This window comes from Agreia sp., from assembly GCF_964263775.1.
GTDB lineage: Bacteria > Actinomycetota > Actinomycetes > Actinomycetales > Microbacteriaceae > Agreia.
The window spans coordinates 1-16,879 of the sequence record NZ_CAXVWM010000024.1 but is presented as its reverse complement, the minus strand read 5'-3'; the positions used below and the strand labels follow the sequence as shown (position 1 = coordinate 16,879).

Below are 16,879 nucleotides of genomic sequence, written 5' to 3'. Positions count from 1 at the left end.
TGGTCTTGAGCTTCTTCAGCGCGTCTTTGTGCTCGACCCCGAAGCGCTGCTCCTCGTCGATGATCATGAGCCCGAGGTCTTTGAACCCGATGCTGTCGGAGAGCAGCCGGTGCGTGGCGATGACCACGTCGACGGTGCCGTCTTTCATTCCGGCGATCGTTTCTTTCGACTCCTTCTCGGTCTGGAACCTGCTGAGCGGGCGAAGGTGGATGGGAAAGCCGGCGAACCGCTCCTGGAACGTCTCGAGGTGCTGGCGCACGAGAAGCGTCGTCGGAACGAGCACGGCGACCTGCTTGCCGTCTTGAACGGCTTTGAACGCCGCCCGAACTGCCACCTCTGTCTTGCCGAAGCCGACGTCGCCCGACAGGAGCCGGTCCATCGGAATGGGCCGCTCCATGTCGGCCTTCACCTCGTCGATGACGGTGAGCTGGTCGGGCGTCTCGGCGAAGGGGAACGCTTCCTCGAGTTCACGCTGCCACGGGGTGTCCGGGCCGAACGCGTGGCCCTTCGACGCCATGCGCGCCGAATAGAGCTTCACGAGTTCGACGGCGATGTCGCGCACGGCCTTGCGCGCCTTGCCCTTCGCCGCAGACCAGTCGCTGCCGCCCATCTTCGACAGGGCCGGAGCCTCGCCGCCCACATAGCGGGAGAGCAGATCGAGCTGGTCGGTGGGCACGTGGAGTTTGTCGCCCGGGTAGCCGCGCTTCGACGGCGCGTACTCGATGACCAGGTATTCGCGGGTGGTCTTGATGGGGTTGCGGCCGCCCGACTTGACCTCGCGCTGGGTCAGTTCGAGGAACTTGCCGATGCCGTGGGTCGTGTGAACGACGTGGTCGCCCTGTTTGAGTTGAAGCGGGTCGACGACGTTGCGGCGCCGCGAAGCCAGCTTTTTGACCTGGCGGGAGTCGTAGCCGACCGTGCGGCCGTAGAACTCGGATTCACCGATGAGCGCGAGCTTGATCTCGGGCAGCTGAAAACCATGGTCGACCGTGGCCTTCAGCAGGTAGGCGACGCCGGGCTGCGCGTCGTCGGGAAACAGCTCGACGACGCGAGCAGCGATCTCGTTCTCGGCCAGCACGTCGGCTGCTCGCTCGACGAGCCCTGCGCCCTGGGCGACGACCGCGACGGTCCAACCGTCGGCGACGAGGGCGCGCACGTGCTCGATGGCGCCGTCGACATTGCCCTGGAAGCTCGGCACGGGATCTGCTTCGATGCGCACCGTGAGGTGCTCTTCGATATCGCGGTGCTCGGGAAGCACCTCGATGAGGCCGTCGGTCGCGCCCGGCGCGGACTGGAATGTCGACAGGGTCCACCACGCGCGGTCGCTGCCCGCGGCGGATCGCAGGTCGTTGAGGGTGATGAACTCACCGCTGGTCAGGTCGATCGGGGCCTCGGCACCCGCCGTCGCGGCAGTCCATGCGGCCGCGAGGAACTCGCGGTTCGTCTCGGCCAGGCTGACGGCGCGACTGGCCACCTTCTCGGGTGAGAGCACGGCGATGGCCGCCCCCTTCGGCAGGTAGTGCGCCACGGTCACGAGCCGGTCGAGCAGGGCGGGAGCGAGCGATTCCATGCCCTCGACCGGGATACCCTCGGCGATCTTGGCGAGGAGGCCGGCGATGCTCGGGAACTCGTGTTGCATTTCACGCGCGCGTTGGCGCACGGCGTCGGAGAGCAGCAGCTCGCGGCTCGGCGGCAGGTCGACGCTGTCGACCGCGGCGTCGAGGGATCGCTGGTCGGCGACCGAGAAGGCGCGGATGGACTCGACCTCGTCGCCGAAGAAGTCGACACGGTAGGGGTGCTCGGCGACGGGTGGAAAGACATCGAGGATTCCGCCGCGCACCGCGTATTCGCCTCGACGGGTGACCATGTCGACCCTCGAGTAGGCGAGATTGACCAGGTCGAGCGAGAGCCGCGCAAGATCGTAGCCCCGACCGCCTGTGACGAGGTGAATGGGTTCGAGGTCTGCCAGGTTGTCTGCCAGCGGCTGGAGGGCAGCACGAACGGACGCCACGACGACGAGCGGATTCTCGCCGCTCCAGGTGGCGAGGCGGCGCAGGGCGTCGATTCTCTTGCCCACGATCTCGGCGCTCGGACTGAGGCGCTCGTGGGGCAGTGTTTCCCAGGCGGGAAACTCGACGATCTCGGCGTCGGGGCTCATCGAAGCGAGGGTGCCGCGGAGCATCTCGGACTCTCTACCCGTGGCGGTGACCACCAGGAGAGCCTGGGGAAGGCCGTTGGCGCCGCGCTGCTCGAGGAGACCGGCGAGCAGCGGCGCACGCAGCCCCTCTGTGAGGGAGAAATCGACATCGCGCGCGGCATAAGCGAGGGCGTTGTCGAACGTGGAGGCGCGCGAAAGCGCACGAGTCAAGCCCTGGAGGATCACCGTCCAAGCTTACGCGGGCCCGCCGACAGGCGTTCCCGGGCGCGGGTAGAGTTCAGGAAACTCCAGCCGCCGTTCTGAGGATTCCCGTGTCTCACGTTCCCCCCATCGAACCGTCCGACCCGGCACGCGACGCGCGGCCCCGGCCTCGTTACGGCGAGTACGCTCCTCGATCGCAACTGACACCCACCGAAGCGCCGACCGAAGCACCCGCAGAAGCGTTCTCGGAGTCCACTTACACGTCATCGGCACAGGTTTTCCACAACCCTCCCCCGACCAAGCCGAAGAACCTCGGAGTCGTCGCGTTCATCGTCGGTCTCGTGGCGCTCGTGTTCGCGCTCGTTCTCTCGGTCGTCGCCGGGCTTGCATTCGCCCCGATCGCAGGAGAGGTCATCACCGACGGCGGCACCATCGACCAGACCGCCCTCTCTGCCGACGACCCCGGCGTCGCCGCGTTCGGCGTACTCAGTGCCGCTTTCTTCTTCGGCGGAACGATTCTCGGGCTGTGGGCACTCGTGCAGGGCATGATCGCCACGGTCAAGAAACGCGGCAGGGCGTTCGGAATCGTGGCCATGGCCCTCGCGGTGGCGACGCCGGTGATCTCGTTCGTCGTGTTCTACGGCGTGACCTTCGCAACTGCACCCGAGATCTTCAGCTCGGTCGGCTGACACCCACGGCGCCTGCCAGGCCGGTGAGTGCGTCAGGCCGGTGAGTGCGTCAAGCTTGTGAGTGCGTCAAGCTTGTGAGTGGAAGTGCTGCTGGGCGGCCGTCAGCCCGTCGTCTGCGATCTTCTCGACGGCGTCTGCGGCATCTACCAGCAGGTTCGGGAGTGCCTGGCGTTCGGTGCCGGAGAAGTCTCGCAGCACGAAGTCGGCCGCATCCATACGACCGGGCGGGCGGCCGACGCCGACGCGCACGCGGATGAAGTCGGGTGTGCCGGCGGCGCTGATGATGTCTCGGATGCCGTTGTGGCCCCCGGCACCTCCCCCGGACTTCAACCGGACGGTGTCGAAAGGGATGTCGAGTTCGTCGTGCACCACGATGAGCCGCGAGGCATCGAGGCTGTAGAAGTTGAGCAGTTGAGAGACCGGGCCGCCCGAGTTGTTCATGAACGAGTTGGGTTTGGCCAGAACGAGCTTGGGCCCGCCGGGGCGCAGAAAGCCCTCGGCGACGGTCGAATTGGTCTTGTGCTTGCCGAACTTCGCACCGATGCGTGCGGCGAGTTCTGAGAGCACCATCTGCCCCACATTGTGCCGGTTGCCGGCGTAGCCGGGCCCGGGATTACCGAGCCCGGCTACGAGCCAGACGTTGTCAGACAGGGCGCTGCCCTTTCACGAACGAGAAGTCGACGTTATTCGGCGTCGGCGTCGGCCTCGGGCGAGCCCGTGGCCTCGTCGCCGGCGCTCAGCGAGTCGCCGAGGTCGGCCTCTTCCGGAACGGTGACGTTGATGACGAGCAGCTCGGGGTCGCTGACGAGCGTCGCGCCCTCGGGCAGCACGACGTCTTTCGCGAAGATCTGCGTGCCTTCGACGGCACCCTCGATGTCGATCGTGATGCGCTCCGGGATGCTGATGGCGAGCACCTCGACGAGCAGCGTGTTCTCGTCGAGCGACGCGAGCGTGCCCGCAAACGACTCACCCTCGACGTGGATCGGAACCTCGACCTGAACCTTCTCACCCTTACGCAAGACGATGAGGTCGATGTGCTCGATGATCTGCAGCACGGGGTCTTTCTGAACATCTTTCACGAGCGCAGCCTGCTCGGTTCCCTCGATGTCGAGGTCGAGGACGGCGTTCGCCTTGCGGAGGATCAGCGCGACCTGGTGGCCGGGAAGCGCGACATGAACGGGGTCGGTTCCGTGGCCGTAGAGAACGGCGGGAATCTTGCCGGTGGCGCGGAGCTTGCGCGCCGCTCCCTTGCCGAATGAGGTGCGACGCTCGGCGGCGACGCTGTTCTCGTTCTGTGACTTCTTGTCGTCAGCCATAAGAATTTTGCTCCTTGGCGAGCCGCGAGGCCCGCATCGTTAGTGTCAATGATTCAACTCGACCGCGTGTAGCGAGAGGAAAGACAATATTGTTGCGTGCCTCATCCACCGCGTCGATTACGGATGCGTTCGGGCACGTGATCGCACGCCGAACGGCATCCCTCGCCGAAGTTCAGTGACCAGTGTACACGCCAGAGGCTCAACGACCCGCCCGCCGGGCGCGTGCCGATGATGCGGCCGCGCCCAGCAGTACCAGGCCCAAGACCGCAACGAAGCCGACGGCAACGGCCGAGCTCAGGCCCTCCGCAATCTGCATGTTCAGAGCAGACGCCGTGCGGTGGATCCACAGCACGGCGGCGGGGAAGACGGCCAGCAGACCGAAAACGACGACGAGCACGCCGGCGATCGCTGCGCCGATCGAGCTCCACGCCGTCGTGAGCGCGACGCCGGCCAGCACCACGGCGCCGGCGGTCACGATGATGAGTGATCGGGGCTCCGCGGGGGCTGATCCGGATGCCCGACTGAACGCCTCGAGCAGGCCCGAGGAACCGACTGCCACCAGCCCGATACCGAACGGGGTGACGACGACCCCGACGAGAATCGAGACGAGGGCACGCGCGCCGCTGCCCTTTCTGACCCGCTTCGTTCTGGCAGCGATCAGCCGTGCGAGCGATGAGCCGAGCAGAACGATGCCGGTGGCGAGCAGGAGGCCGGACTGGCACCAGAAGACCAGAAGCGTCAGCGGGCTCACACCCAGTGCGGGAAGAGCGCCCGACACCGTGCCGACCAGCGTCGGGCTCACGAGGAAGGCGACCCCGAGGCCGGTCGCGATGGCACCCGCGACGAAGGGCCCCAGCGCGGAGAAGAGCCCCGACAGGGTCACGATCAGCACCAGCACCAGTCCTGCGGAGAGCAGGAGAATCGCCGCCGCGGCCGGCTCGAGGCTCGCACGCTGCAGCGTTTCGGAATAGGACCGCGCGCCGCCCGCCATGACCAGCAGGAGGGCCGGTGCCGTCACGATCAGTCCGACCAGGCCGCTGACGATGCGACCCACCACGGATCCGCCGCCCGAGCGCCTTCCCCGAGCCGGCGGATCCTGGAAGTCGGATGCGGAGAAGATGCGCTGGGTCATGCTGCGATCCTGTCAGGCTGCGGTCGCGACCGCCACACGCCTGCGCCGCGTGCTGGCGAACAGCACGCCCCCCACGACGAATACTCCGGCGCTGAGTTCGACCGAGTCGATGACCTCGTTGAACGCCAGCCACGACGCGAGCACGCCCACCACCGGCACGAGCATGGAGAACGGTGCGACCACGCTCGACGGATGGCGCTTGAGAAGGCCTCCCCAGATTCCGTAGCCCACGAGCGTGGCGATGAGAACGATATAGAGCAGTCCGAGCACGGCCGGCAGCGCCTCTAGAGTGAACATCGTGCCGAGGCTGTCGCCCACGCGCTGCGGGCCCTCGACCAGCAGCGCGAGCGCAAGCATCGGCACCGGCGGAACCACCGACATCCAGAGCGTGAGCCGGAACGGGTTGGGCGCCTCGGCCTTGCGGGTCGAGATGTTGCCGATCGCCCAGCCGAGCGCCCCGCAGAGGGTCAGGATGACGGGCAGGAGCGCCGCGACCTGGGCGCGGTGCACGGCGATCGCCGCCAGCCCGAGCACGGCGATGGCGATGCCGATCGCCTGTCGCTTGGTTATTCGTTCGCGCAGCCAGATTCCGGCGATGAGCACGGTGAAGGGCGCGGATGCCTGCAGCACGAGCGAGGCGAGTCCGCTCGGCATACCCGCGGCCATGCCCGCGTAGAGGAAGGCGAACTGCAACAGGCCGATGCCGAGCCCGGCGCCGAGCAGCCAACGCAGCTTGATCTGTGGGCGGGGCACGAAGAGCAGCGTCGGAATGGCGATCAGCGCGAACCGCACGGCGACGAGCAAGAACGGCGGAAAGTGCTCGAGCGCGAGCGCGGTGGCGGGAAAGTTGAGCCCCCAGCACACGGCGACCAACACGGCGAGGAGTCGATCTCGAGAGGACATACGCCCATCGTGGCCGAGGTGTGCCTGAAGTACAATTGCAGCTTTCGTCATCGACTTTGTAGCGTCACTTCACGGTCGCGGGGTCGAGCTCGACCGACGGTCAGTAGAACTCGACGGTGTCGACGACATTGCGCATCGGCTCGCCGTCGAGGAATCTCGTTGCGTTCTCGGCGAACAGCCGGGCTATGTCTCTGTCGATGTCGTCGTTCAGCGCCGAGGTGTGCGGACTGATCAGCACGTTCGGCAGACCCCACAGCGGGCTGGCCGGCGGCAGCGGTTCTGTCGCGAACACGTCGAGGGCGGCGTAGCCGACACGACCCGACTTCAGGAATCCGATGAGGGCGTCCTCGTCGATGACCGTTCCGCGACCGACATTGACGACCGTGGCCCCGGGCCTGAGGGCGGCGAGCACGTCGGCCGAGATCATGCCGCGTGTCGCCTCGGTTCCCGGAAGGGTGACGACGACGCCGTCGACCGAGGGGACCGTATCGCGCAGGCGATCGGGATGGATGACCTCGGAGACCCCGTCGGCCGTGATCGCGTGCCTGCTCGTGCCGATGACGCGCACGCCCAGTGCGGCAAGCTTCTTCGCCGTCGCCCGTCCGATGCTGCCGAGCCCCACGACCAGGATCGTCTGCTGGAAGAGGTGCGTCATCTGCCAGCGCTCGGTCCACGAGTGCTGGGCCTTCTGCTCGAGCAGGCGCGGGAGGGTCTTCGCCCCGGCGAGCAGGCCGAAGACGGCGAACTCGGCGAGCGGTTCGGCGTGCACCCCCGCAGACGTCGTCATCACGACCCGCGCCAGCTGTTCTCGGGTCAGCCCGGCCGATCGGAGTTGACCGCCCGCGCCGGCCGGCATGGCGTGCACCCAGCGCAACAATGGATTCGCGTTCACCGTTCTCGAGAGCTGGGTCGAGCTCTCGTCGGGCAGGCCGTAGAGCACCTCGGCCGTGTCGACCAGCTCGTCGTAGCGTTTCTGGTCTGCTCCCGACCGCTCGAACCCGGGAGGACCGGAATGATCCCCCGGGTACCTCATCGGTCGCAGCAGCGACTGGTCACGCACGAACTCGATGCGGGGCTCCGCCGAGACGACGAGCTCGACGAGCTCTTCGGTGATCGGCGCGGCCGCAACGACCCTGAGCCTGTCGGCGAAACGGGAGGGGGAGGTGTCGTCGGTTCGTCGCTGAGTCATCGACACGAAGATAGCAGCCATCGCATCCGGGTTGCCGGTATACGAGCCACCCCGTTGGCTACGCTGTAGACGACAGAACAACACCTAGGAGACCAGACAGTGTCAGACACTTCAAGTTCGACGGCCACCGCCAACATCGGCGTGGTCGGCCTCGCCGTCATGGGGTCAAACCTCGCCAGAAACCTCGCCAGCCGCGAGGGCAACACGGTCGCCGTGTTCAACCGCTCTTTCGAGCGCACCGAGCTGCTCACCAGTGAGCATCCCGAGGCCGAGTTCGTCGCCTCGAAGACGATCGAGGAGTTCGTGGCATCGCTGCAGAAGCCGCGCACCGCGATCATCATGGTGCAGGCCGGCACGGGCACCGACGCCGTCATCAGTCAGCTCTCCGACCTCTTCGAAGAGGGCGACATCATCGTCGACGGCGGCAATGCGCTCTTCACCGACACGATCCGTCGCGAGAAGGCAGCCCGCGACCGCGGCCTCAACTTCGTCGGCGCCGGAATCTCCGGCGGCGAGGAGGGCGCGCTCAACGGGCCGAGCATCATGCCCGGCGGCTCGGTCGAGGCATACAAGACGCTCGGCCCGATCCTCTCGTCGATCGCCGCGGTCGCCGAGGGCGAGCCCTGCGTCACCCACGTCGGAACCGACGGCGCCGGCCACTTCGTCAAGATGATCCACAACGGCATCGAGTACGCCGACATGCAGCTCATCGCCGAGGCCTACGACCTGATCCGTCGCGGCACCGGCTACTCCCCCGCTCAGATCGCCGATGTCTTCGCCGAATGGAACACAGGCGAGCTCGAGAGCTACCTCATCGAGATCACCGCCGAGGTGCTGCGCCAGGTCGACGCCGAGACTCACCGCCCGCTCGTCGACGTCATCCTCGACCAGGCCGGCTCGAAGGGCACGGGCGTCTGGACTGTGCAGACCGCGCTCGACCTGGGCATCCCCGTCTCGGGCATCGCCGAGGCCGTATTCGCCCGGGCCCTGTCGTCGAAGCCCGCCCAGCGCGCCGCATCCAGCGACCTGCCCGGGCCGTCGGAGACCGTCGCGGTCGATGACCCGACCGGTTTCATCGAAGACGTGCGCAAGGCGCTGTACGCGTCGAAGATCATCGCGTACTCGCAGGGCTTCGACGCCATCGTCGCCGGCGCAGAGCACTACGGCTGGGACATCGAGAAGGGCGAGATAGCGAAGATCTGGCGCGGCGGCTGCATCATCCGCGCCCGCTTCCTCAACCGCATCACTGAGGCGTACGCCGAGAACCCGGGCCTCGTCGCACTCGTCACGGCGCCGTACTTCACCGAGGCCATCGCGGGTACGCAGGATGCCTGGCGCCGAGTCGTCGTGAGCGCGGTTCAGGCCGGAATCCCGACCCCGGCATTCTCGTCGTCGCTTGCCTACTACGACGGACTGCGCGCCGACCGCCTGCCGGCGTCGATCGTGCAGGGCCAGCGCGACTTCTTCGGAGCGCACACCTACAAGCGCATCGACAAAGAGGGAACGTTCCACACCCTCTGGTCGGGCGACCGCACCGAGATCGAGTCCGAGGGCTCGTCGCACTAGGTTTCCCCGTTCCCTGAGCTTGTCGAAGGCCCGCCCTTCGACAAGCTCAGAGAACGACAGTGCAAGACTGGAGACGATATGTCCTCCTATTCAGACGAACCAGAGCTCGAAGGGTATGTTCCCCACGGCGAGCGTCCCCTGAGAAGCGCGCGCATGCGCCGCGCGATGCGCATCGTGGTCATCGTCGGGCTCATCTGTTTAGTGCTTCCCGGAATCCTCACGACGGCGAGCTTCAGCCATGCCACCGCCGAGCGCGCCTGTGCCATCATCGCGCCATACCAAGACCCCACGACCCGGGGGTCGTCGGCGCACTTCGAGTTGTTCGGAGACGGCGGGCTGGGCTGGCAGTGCTACACGGTCGGCGCGTACGGCGGCGACCGCAATGTCGCGCCACTCGGGCTGTTCCCCGCGATTCCCACCCGACCGGAGCCCGGCCAGCGCACCTAAATCGCGTTGTGGCGATCAGGCCAGGCGCGCGGCGACCTCTCGGGCAGACGGGTTGGTTGCACTCGTTCCGTCGGGGAAGATCACCGTTGGAACCGTCTGGTTGCCGCCGTTCAGCGACGCCACCAGCTCGGCCGTGCCATCGACCTCTTCGATGTTGACCTCGGTATAGCCGATGCCCTGCTTATCGAGCTGGCTCTTCAGCCGTGCACAGTAGCCGCACCACGAGGTGGAGAACATGGTGATGGTGCCGGCCGCGGGAATGTAGTCCATGCCCACGAGCCTACGCTCGAACGAGCCTCAGGCGTCCCCGTCGAACATGCTCGTGACAGAGCCGTCCTCGAAGACCTCGTGGATGGCGCGGGCGATCAGCGGCGCGATAGGAAGAATCGTGAGTTTGTCGAAGCGTTTCTCGTCGGGCAGGGGAAGCGTGTCGGTGACCACGACCTGGTCGATGAAATCGGACTGCAGGATCTCGGTGGCCGGGTCGGAGAACACCGCGTGAGTCGCCGCGACGACGACACTCAAGGCTCCCGCCTTCTTCAGCGCTTCGGATGCCGCCACGATCGTGCGGCCCGTGTCGATGAGGTCGTCGACCAGCAGGCACACGCGTCCGCTCACCTCGCCGACGATCTCGTGCACCGATACCTGGTTGGGAACGAGCGGGTCGCGACGCTTGTGAATGATCGCGAGTGGCACGCCGAGCTTGTCGCTCCAGATGTCGGCCACGCGCACGCGGCCCATATCGGGCGAAACGACGGTGAGCGTCGACGGATCGAGAGCCGTGCGCATATGCGCGAGCAGCACGGGCATGGCGAAGAGGTGGTCGACGGGGCCGTCGAAGAATCCCTGGATCTGCGCGGCGTGCAGGTCGACCGACATGATGCGGTCTGCCCCGGCAGCCTTGAAGAGGTCGGCCACGAGGCGGGCCGAGATTGGCTCGCGTCCGCGGCCCTTCTTGTCTTGACGAGCGTAGGGATAGAACGGGGCGACGACCGTGATGCGCTTCGCTGACGCCCGTTTGAGGGCGTCGACCATGATGAGCTGCTCCATGAGCCACTCGTTGATGGGCGCGGTATGAGACTGGATGACGAAGACGTCGGCGCCCCGCACACTGTCGTCGTAGCGCACGTACAGTTCGCCGTTAGCGAAGGTTCGCGCATCGGTGGGGAGCAGGTCGGTGCCGAGCGCGGCAGCCACATCGACGGCCAGTTGGGGATGCGCGCGACCGGATGCGACGAGAAGGCGCTTCTCGCCGCTGGAGGTGATGTCCGACAAATTAGTCTCCAGTCTGTTCTGACGCACTGTGTTCAACCGCATGGTCGTCGGCAGCGATGGCCGCGGCGCTTCCGGGCCGGTTGGTGGTGACCCAGCCCTCGAGGTTGCGCTGCGGAGCGACATTGATGGCCAGGGCTCCGGCCGGCACGTCTTTTCGCACGACCGTTCCGGCACCTGTGTAGGCTCCGTCGCCAATCCTAACGGGGGCGACGAACACGTTGTGCGACCCGGATCGCACATGCGACCCGATGATCGTCTTGTTCTTGTTGACACCGTCATAGTTGGCCGTGATCGTGCCGGCCCCCACGTTGGACGCCACGCCCACGGTGGTGTCGCCGATGTACGAGAGGTGCGGAACCTTGCTGCCCGCGCCGATCGTGGAGTTCTTCGTCTCGACGAACGTGCCGATCTTGCCGCCGGCTTCGAGGATAGTGTTCGGGCGCAGGTAGGCGAAAGGGCCGACGCTGGCACCGGCACCGATGACCGACAGGGTCGCATCCGTTCGTTTCACCACGGCGCCCTCGCCGATCTCGCAATCGACGAGCGTCGTGTCGGGGCCGATCGTCGCGCCAGTCGCGATGACCGTCGCGCCGCGGATCTGCGTTCCGGGAAGCAGCTCGACGTCATTGGCGATGGTCGCCTTGAGGTCGATCCAGGTGGTGGCAGGGTCGTGCACTGTGACTCCGGCGAGTTGCCAGCCGCGAACGATCAGCGCGTTCAGCTTTGCGGCCGCGACGCTGAGCTGGGCGCGGTCGTTGATGCCCTCGACCAGCCACGGCTCGGAAACCGGCACAGCCGCGACCTCGGAACCCGCCGTGCGCAGCAGGCCGACCACGTCGGTGAGGTACTTCTCGCCCTGGGAGTTCTGCGTATCGAGCGAGGCGAGCGTGTCGCGCAGTTCTGACAGACCGAACAGGTAGACACCCGCGTTGATCTCGGCGATCGCGAGTTCGGATTCGGATGCGTCGCGGTGCTCGACGATGCGCTCGAGCCGGCCGTCGTCGTCTCGCACGATGCGGCCGTAGCCGGTGGCGTCGTCGAGGAAGGCCGAGAGCAGGGTGGCCGAGGATGCGCCGGCGCGGTGCGACTCGAGAAGGGCCGTGAGCGTGGCCGCGTCGAGCAAGGGAACATCGCCGTTGACGACCAACACCTCGCCGACGAAGTCTGCCGGTAATGCCGCGACGGCCTGCTCGACCGCACGACCCGTTCCGGGAACCTCGTCTTGGTCGACGATCATGCCGCCGGGCAACTGGTCGTCGATGACCTCGGCGAGCTGGTCGCGTTCGTGACGCACGACGGCCACGGTGTATGCGGCATCCATCTCACGGGCGGTGGCGAGCACGTGGCTCACGATGGGAATGCCGGCGAGGGTGTGCAGCAGCTTCGGCTTGGCGGACTTCATGCGCGTGCCCTGGCCTGCCGCCAGGATCACGATGGCCAGGTGAGAATCGGTCAATGCTCTGCTCCGGTTTCTGGCTGCGGCACGGCGAGCATCGCCGGGCCGCGGTGCGGTGTGCGTCGCCACAACGATACCGCCTGCGACCGCGCCGATGCGGCATCCGAACGGTGCACGCGATGGGCTTCGCGGGGCATACTTGCGCTATGACACGAGCACTCGGCGCCCTCACGGCAGCGCTCGGGGCACTGCTTCTCGTCGGCTGCTCAGCTGGCGCGGGCGCGCCGGCGCCGAGTTCGTCGCCGAACAGCACGCAGGATGGTGCGGCGCGTCCCGTGCTCGCGGCCGGCACGACCGCGGCGACGGGCTCGTTCGCCGACGCGGGAGCAGCGTCGACCGCGGCACCGGACTCCGTCTCCGGCTCGGTCGCCATTCGAGTGAACGAGACGGGCGTCTTCGAGCTCGTGGTCGACGACCTCGTGGTGACGGATGGCGCCGCCGTGCAGTTCACTCTCACGGCCGACGCCCTGTCTCCTGACGAGCACTGCCTCGAATCCGACTGGCGATTCGGTCTCGGGCAGGCGGATGCGGGCCACGACCCGGCCGCTTCCCTCGTGTTTCCGATCGGCGGCAGCGACGGCATCGGTCAGGGCGACCTGTCGTTCATCCGCGAGGTGGTCGTCACTCGCGCCCCGAGCGGTGCCGCCCTAGACAAGGCCTGCCCCATCCCGCTGGTCTCGCACGCCGCGCTCGTGTGGAGCACACCCGACCTGCGCCCGGGCCTCGCGGTGGCCGACTCGGGAGCGAGGATCGGCGCCATGGGAACGGTGACGCTCGACGGCGGCGATCCGACCGCCTACACCGTCGCCCAGGGAGACACTCTTGCAGCCGTGGCCGACCGGTTCGGCATCGCTCTCGACGATCTCTTCTACCTGAATCCGCGGCGTTCTCCGAACCCGGAGGACGCGCACGCGTTCACGGGAGAGCTGCTCAACCTGTCGCGCGCGACCCGCTGAACCCGCGCGACTTCGGCGTCAGCACACGCCGATCTGCTCGGAATCGACAGGCCAGCGGATGTCGAGCACGTCGCCGGGCTGCACCTCGAGGTAATCAGAGCACCGGAAGTTCACCCGGATCACGTCGTCGACCTGCAGGTTGAACCGTGACGCGATCGCCAGCACCTGGTCTTGATTGGCGACCGTGTAGCTGAATTCGTAGTCGTTCAGCACGACCGCGGGCCCCGTGGCGAACGGCTGCGCTCCCGAGTCGCTGACCCACGGCGTCGTCGCGGTGTTTCCGCCGTCGGTCTGGCCGCCCATGGCGTTCGGCGAAACGGGGGGCGGCGGTGGTTCGGGCGCTGGCTCGGGCTCCGTGGCCGGGGGCAAAGCGGGCGTCGGAGTCGGCGTCGGCTTCGGAGTGACGGTGACAGCGGGCGCACTCTGCGTCACGGTGACGGTGGGCGCGGGCGTCGGTGCGGACACACAGGCGGTGAGGCCCAGCGCAAGCACGACTCCGAGGATCGCGAATCGCGGTCTGCGCGAGGGGTGGGTCATGATTCCATTCTGCATGCCCGCGTCATGCGTCGTTGCTAATCTGTGCGTGTGCCCGCCGATGCGAAGAAGCGACTGTTCAAGATCTTTCCCACCGTCATCCTGGTGGTCGACATCCTCATCCGTATCGGCGCCGTCGTCACCGTGCCGCGCAACAGGCGGCCCAGCTCGGCCATGGCGTGGCTGCTCGCCATCTTCATCTCGCCGATCCCGGGCAGCCTGCTCTACGTGCTCCTGGGCAGCTCCCGGCTGCCGAAAGACCGGCGTGACAAGCAGCGCGACGTCAACGACTTCATCCTCGATGCCGCCGCACCCATCGGCAGCGCGTCGACCGCCGTCACCGAACCCGCGTGGTTCGGCTCCGTCGTGCACCTCAACCGAACTCTCGGCGCGATGCCGCTCGTCGCGGGCAACACGGCCACCCTCCTTCCCGACTACGAGGCGTCGATTCAGGCGATGACGGATGCCGTCGTATCCGCAACCCTGTATGTGCACGTCGAGTTCTACATTCTCGGCCGAGACGACACCACCGCCGTTTTCTTCGATGCGTTGAAGTCGGCTCACGAGCGCGGCGTCACCGTGCGCGTGCTCTACGACCACTGGGCCACGATGCGCAATCCGCGCGGTCGTTCGACCCGCGCCTGGTTGCGCGCGAGCGGCATCCCGTTCGAAGAGATGTTGCCGTTCCGTCCTTGGCAGGGCAACTGGCGCCGCCCCGATTTGCGCAACCACCGCAAGATCGTGGTCGTCGACGGTCACCTCGCCTTCACCGGGTCGCAGAACATGATCGACTCGAGCTACGACAAGCGCGGCAATATCCGCCGGGGCCTGAAGTGGAAAGACCTGATGGTGCGTCTCGAAGGGCCCGCCGCCCTCGGCCTGGATGCGCTGTTCGTCACAGACTGGTACAGCGAGACCGGCGACATCGTCGAGACAGACGACTCGCGCGCCACCGCCTCGAACTCGCCCGAGAGCATCGAATGCCAGGTCGTTCCGAGCGGTCCGGGCTTCGACGGTGAGAACAACCTGCGCCTCTTCAACGCCCTCGTCTACGGCGCGCAGGAACGCCTGATCATTGCGAGCCCCTACTTCGTGCCCGACGACTCGATGCTCTACGCGATCACCACCGCCGCCGAAAGAGGCGTCGACGTTCAGCTCTTCGCCTGCGCCGTGGCAGACCAGTACGTCGTGTACCACGCGCAACGCTCGTACTACGAGACACTGCTCCGCTCGGGCGTGCGCATCTTTCTCTACCAGGAGCCGACCGTGCTGCACTCGAAGCACTTCACGGTCGACGACGATGTGGCCGTCGTGGGCTCGAGCAACATGGACATGCGCTCGTTCAGCCTCAACTTCGAGGTGTCGCTCATGGTGCGGAGCGCCCGATTCGTCGAACAGCTTCGTGAGATCGAAGGCCTCTACCGCGAGAAGTCGCGGGAGATCACGCTCGAGCAGTGGCTCGCGCGCCCCGCGGTCGCGCAGGCACTCGACACCGTCGCCCGCCTTACCGCAGCGGTGCAGTGACGCAGAGCGACACCTGACGCGCTCACCCGCGCACCGACCACCTCGCGTCGTACCGCGTGAACTGTGCACGCAGGCGCACACGCGGCACATCGATCTGTTCGATGTCGGCCCAGAGCACGAAGAGCGTGCCGCGGTGCCGCCACCGCAGAAACCGCGCGATCAGCGCCGGGGAGTTCATGTCTTTGCGGTCGTAGCCGAGGTATGACGCGCGGCTGTTCGGACTCACGACGATGCCCTCGAGACGCGCATCGGCCAGCAATTGGCGCGGTGTGCCGTCGACCACGAATCGCACGTCGATGAGCGTGCCGAGGCGCTGCCCGTCGGCACTGTCGACCGTGCTGCCCATCAGGTCACTCAGGATCATGGCTGCCTCCCGGGATGCGGCGGATGACGTGGTCTCGTACCCAGCGCTCGGTCCAGGTCGCATCGAGGCTTTCGCCGTCGACGCCGAGGCGCACCACGGTTCCCACGTCCGAGACGTCGGTCCACGGTATTCGGATGAATCGCGACGTCGGCAGGCGTCCGCCGAAGATGCGCGTGCCGAGAACCGGGCCCGTGACGATGGCCGTGATCACGGGCGGCGCGGCATCCACCGCGATCGGCCCCTCAGGAGGATCAGCGATCTCGATGTCATCGACCGTCGTGACGGGTGTGTCTGAACGATCGAGCACTTGGCGATCGAGCAGGCTCAGCTGCGCGTCGAGCACCTGGCCGCGGGCCGCGGGCGCGGCTGGCAGCGGGAGGCGGGGGCGCTTTCGGGTTGGTTTTTCGGGCACGATCAGGCTCCTGCTCCGGTGACGATCATGAGCGGTATGGCGGCGAGCGATGCCACGAGGATGATACCGAGATAGACCAGCCCCATGGCGTTGGTCAGCCGGCCGTTGACGTGTTCTCCCATGTACTGCGGATCGTTCGAGATGATGAGAATGGGCAGGTAGGTGAGCGGCAGCGCCACCGCTGAGAAGACGACCGAGTACTCGGTGACGAGGATCGGATCGACCCCGGTGAACAGCACGCCGAGCCCCAGCAGCAGGCAGATGATCATCGTGAGGTGAAACCGGGCGGCTTTCACCGGACGGCGGAACTTGCCCCACGACCAGCCGAAGAACTGCGCCAGCGTGTACCCGCTCGACAGCGTCGTCTCGAGCGCGGCGCCGAACGTCGCGGCCAGGATCCCGACGATCACGAACGCGAGCGCGACTTTGCCGCCCGCCTCGGCGACAGGCAGCACCACCTGCGCCAGGCTCGTGACGTCGATGGCCCGGGGCAACAGCACCACCGCCGCACATGCCGCGATGGCGATCGACAGCAGTCCGCCGAGAGGAAAGCCGACGAGCACGTTCGATCGCGACTGGCTGAGGTCTGTGACTGTCCACTTCTCCTCGATCGCGCCAGACGAGAAGAAGAACACCTCGTAAGGCGTCATGGCCGCACCGAAGAGGGCGACCGCGTAATACCAGTAGGTCGGGGTCTCCTCCCCCGTGGGCACCTGCGGGGTGATCGCCTGGGCCGCCAGGCCGCTCCAGTCGGGTT

The 16,879-nt window shown here is 66.9% G+C and carries 18 protein-coding genes; 5 read left to right on the top strand and 13 right to left on the bottom strand.

Annotated elements, in window-relative coordinates; all coding sequences use genetic code 11:
* The coding region (locus ACE5CZ_RS02585; protein WP_374945801.1) for a DEAD/DEAH box helicase at window positions 1–2,383 on the bottom strand (2,383 nt) is incomplete at its 3' end.
* A gap of 86 nt (window positions 2,384–2,469) precedes the next feature.
* On the opposite strand from ACE5CZ_RS02585, the gene ACE5CZ_RS02580 reads away from it, so the two are divergent.
* Entirely contained in the window at window positions 2,470–3,048 is a 579-nt protein-coding gene (locus ACE5CZ_RS02580) for a hypothetical protein (protein WP_374945800.1), read from the top strand.
* Window positions 3,049–3,114: 66 nt separating this feature from the next.
* Here ACE5CZ_RS02580 and pth read toward each other — a convergent pair whose 3' ends face one another.
* The 5 genes from pth to ACE5CZ_RS02555 form a co-directional block, all read right to left on the bottom strand.
* Window positions 3,115–3,699, bottom strand: coding sequence for an aminoacyl-tRNA hydrolase (gene pth, locus ACE5CZ_RS02575; protein WP_374945802.1), 585 nt, complete (start codon window positions 3,697–3,699; stop codon window positions 3,115–3,117).
* A 32-nt stretch (window positions 3,700–3,731) separates the two neighbouring features.
* The gene (locus tag ACE5CZ_RS02570) at window positions 3,732–4,364 is read right to left on the bottom strand and encodes a 50S ribosomal protein L25/general stress protein Ctc (protein WP_374945799.1); all 633 of its coding nucleotides are present in this window, start codon (window positions 4,362–4,364) and stop codon (window positions 3,732–3,734) included.
* Window positions 4,365–4,563: 199 nt separating this feature from the next.
* A complete protein-coding gene (locus ACE5CZ_RS02565; RefSeq protein ID WP_374945798.1) occupies window positions 4,564–5,496 on the bottom strand; it encodes a hypothetical protein in 933 nt (310 codons plus the stop codon).
* Between the two features lie 12 nt (window positions 5,497–5,508).
* Window positions 5,509–6,399, bottom strand: a complete 891-nt coding sequence (locus ACE5CZ_RS02560; protein WP_374945797.1) for an EamA family transporter — start codon at window positions 6,397–6,399, stop codon at window positions 5,509–5,511.
* Between the two features lie 100 nt (window positions 6,400–6,499).
* Window positions 6,500–7,588: a D-2-hydroxyacid dehydrogenase gene (locus tag ACE5CZ_RS02555; RefSeq protein ID WP_374945796.1), complete on the bottom strand. Its 1,089-nt coding sequence runs from the start codon at window positions 7,586–7,588 to the stop codon at window positions 6,500–6,502.
* A gap of 99 nt (window positions 7,589–7,687) precedes the next feature.
* Between ACE5CZ_RS02555 and gndA the strand changes: the two genes are divergently transcribed.
* Together gndA and ACE5CZ_RS02545 are read left to right on the top strand one after the other, a co-directional pair.
* Window positions 7,688–9,154 carry an NADP-dependent phosphogluconate dehydrogenase gene (gene gndA / locus ACE5CZ_RS02550; RefSeq protein WP_374945795.1) on the top strand — a complete coding sequence of 489 codons (1,467 nt, stop codon included), beginning with the start codon at window positions 7,688–7,690 and terminating at the stop codon, window positions 9,152–9,154.
* Window positions 9,155–9,307: 153 nt separating this feature from the next.
* Window positions 9,308–9,601 (top strand): hypothetical protein, encoded by a 294-nt coding sequence (locus tag ACE5CZ_RS02545; protein ID WP_374945794.1) that lies wholly within the window; start codon window positions 9,308–9,310, stop codon window positions 9,599–9,601.
* A gap of 15 nt (window positions 9,602–9,616) precedes the next feature.
* Here the strand turns inward: ACE5CZ_RS02545 and ACE5CZ_RS02540 are convergent, their stop codons facing one another.
* Genes ACE5CZ_RS02540 through glmU form a run of 3 tightly spaced genes read right to left on the bottom strand, consistent with a single transcriptional unit; the run spans window position 9,617 to window position 12,332 of the window.
* Window positions 9,617–9,871, bottom strand: a complete 255-nt coding sequence (locus ACE5CZ_RS02540) for a mycoredoxin (protein ID WP_374945793.1) — start codon at window positions 9,869–9,871, stop codon at window positions 9,617–9,619.
* A gap of 27 nt (window positions 9,872–9,898) precedes the next feature.
* Window positions 9,899–10,876 carry a ribose-phosphate diphosphokinase gene (locus ACE5CZ_RS02535; protein WP_374945792.1) on the bottom strand — a complete coding sequence of 326 codons (978 nt, stop codon included), beginning with the start codon at window positions 10,874–10,876 and terminating at the stop codon, window positions 9,899–9,901.
* A gap of 1 nt (window position 10,877) precedes the next feature.
* Entirely contained in the window at window positions 10,878–12,332 is a 1,455-nt protein-coding gene (gene glmU, locus ACE5CZ_RS02530) for a bifunctional UDP-N-acetylglucosamine diphosphorylase/glucosamine-1-phosphate N-acetyltransferase GlmU (RefSeq protein ID WP_374945791.1), read from the bottom strand.
* Between the two features lie 146 nt (window positions 12,333–12,478).
* Between glmU and ACE5CZ_RS02525 the strand changes: the two genes are divergently transcribed.
* Window positions 12,479–13,288 (top strand): LysM domain-containing protein, encoded by an 810-nt coding sequence (locus tag ACE5CZ_RS02525; protein WP_374945790.1) that lies wholly within the window; start codon window positions 12,479–12,481, stop codon window positions 13,286–13,288.
* An 18-nt stretch (window positions 13,289–13,306) separates the two neighbouring features.
* On the opposite strand, the gene ACE5CZ_RS02520 is transcribed toward ACE5CZ_RS02525, so the two are convergent.
* Complete coding sequence (locus ACE5CZ_RS02520) at window positions 13,307–13,825, bottom strand: hypothetical protein (protein ID WP_374945789.1); 519 nt, start codon at window positions 13,823–13,825, stop codon at window positions 13,307–13,309.
* Between the two features lie 48 nt (window positions 13,826–13,873).
* Between ACE5CZ_RS02520 and cls the strand changes: the two genes are divergently transcribed.
* Entirely contained in the window at window positions 13,874–15,346 is a 1,473-nt protein-coding gene (gene cls, locus ACE5CZ_RS02515) for a cardiolipin synthase (RefSeq protein ID WP_374945788.1), read from the top strand.
* 22 nt (window positions 15,347–15,368) lie between these two features.
* Here the strand turns inward: cls and ACE5CZ_RS02510 are convergent, their stop codons facing one another.
* The 3 genes from ACE5CZ_RS02510 to ACE5CZ_RS02500 all read right to left on the bottom strand — a co-directional run.
* Entirely contained in the window at window positions 15,369–15,710 is a 342-nt protein-coding gene (locus ACE5CZ_RS02510; RefSeq protein WP_374945787.1) for a PRC-barrel domain-containing protein, read from the bottom strand.
* A complete protein-coding gene (locus tag ACE5CZ_RS02505; RefSeq protein WP_374945786.1) occupies window positions 15,697–16,122 on the bottom strand; it encodes a hypothetical protein in 426 nt (141 codons plus the stop codon). The genes ACE5CZ_RS02510 and ACE5CZ_RS02505 overlap by 14 nt, the downstream gene beginning before the upstream one ends.
* A gap of 2 nt (window positions 16,123–16,124) precedes the next feature.
* Window positions 16,125–16,879 (bottom strand): NRAMP family divalent metal transporter (locus tag ACE5CZ_RS02500; protein WP_374945785.1); only part of this gene is annotated, 755 nt, incomplete at its 5' end.

What these genes read in the sequence shown, in the direction of transcription:
- ACE5CZ_RS02570 (WP_374945799.1), bottom strand. Translation starts at nt 4,364, where the DNA reads ATGGCTGACGACAAGAAGTCACAGAACGAGAACAGCGTCGCCGCCGAG.
- ACE5CZ_RS02565 (WP_374945798.1), bottom strand. Translation starts at nt 5,496, where the DNA reads ATGACCCAGCGCATCTTCTCCGCATCCGACTTCCAGGATCCGCCGGCT.
- ACE5CZ_RS02560 (WP_374945797.1), bottom strand. Translation starts at nt 6,399, where the DNA reads ATGTCCTCTCGAGATCGACTCCTCGCCGTGTTGGTCGCCGTGTGCTGG.
- ACE5CZ_RS02555 (WP_374945796.1), bottom strand. Translation starts at nt 7,588, where the DNA reads ATGACTCAGCGACGAACCGACGACACCTCCCCCTCCCGTTTCGCCGAC.
- ACE5CZ_RS02545 (WP_374945794.1), top strand. Translation starts at nt 9,308, where the DNA reads ATGCGCCGCGCGATGCGCATCGTGGTCATCGTCGGGCTCATCTGTTTA.
- ACE5CZ_RS02540 (WP_374945793.1), bottom strand. Translation starts at nt 9,871, where the DNA reads ATGGACTACATTCCCGCGGCCGGCACCATCACCATGTTCTCCACCTCG.
- ACE5CZ_RS02525 (WP_374945790.1), top strand. Translation starts at nt 12,479, where the DNA reads ATGACACGAGCACTCGGCGCCCTCACGGCAGCGCTCGGGGCACTGCTT.
- ACE5CZ_RS02520 (WP_374945789.1), bottom strand. Translation starts at nt 13,825, where the DNA reads ATGACCCACCCCTCGCGCAGACCGCGATTCGCGATCCTCGGAGTCGTG.
- ACE5CZ_RS02510 (WP_374945787.1), bottom strand. Translation starts at nt 15,710, where the DNA reads ATGATCCTGAGTGACCTGATGGGCAGCACGGTCGACAGTGCCGACGGG.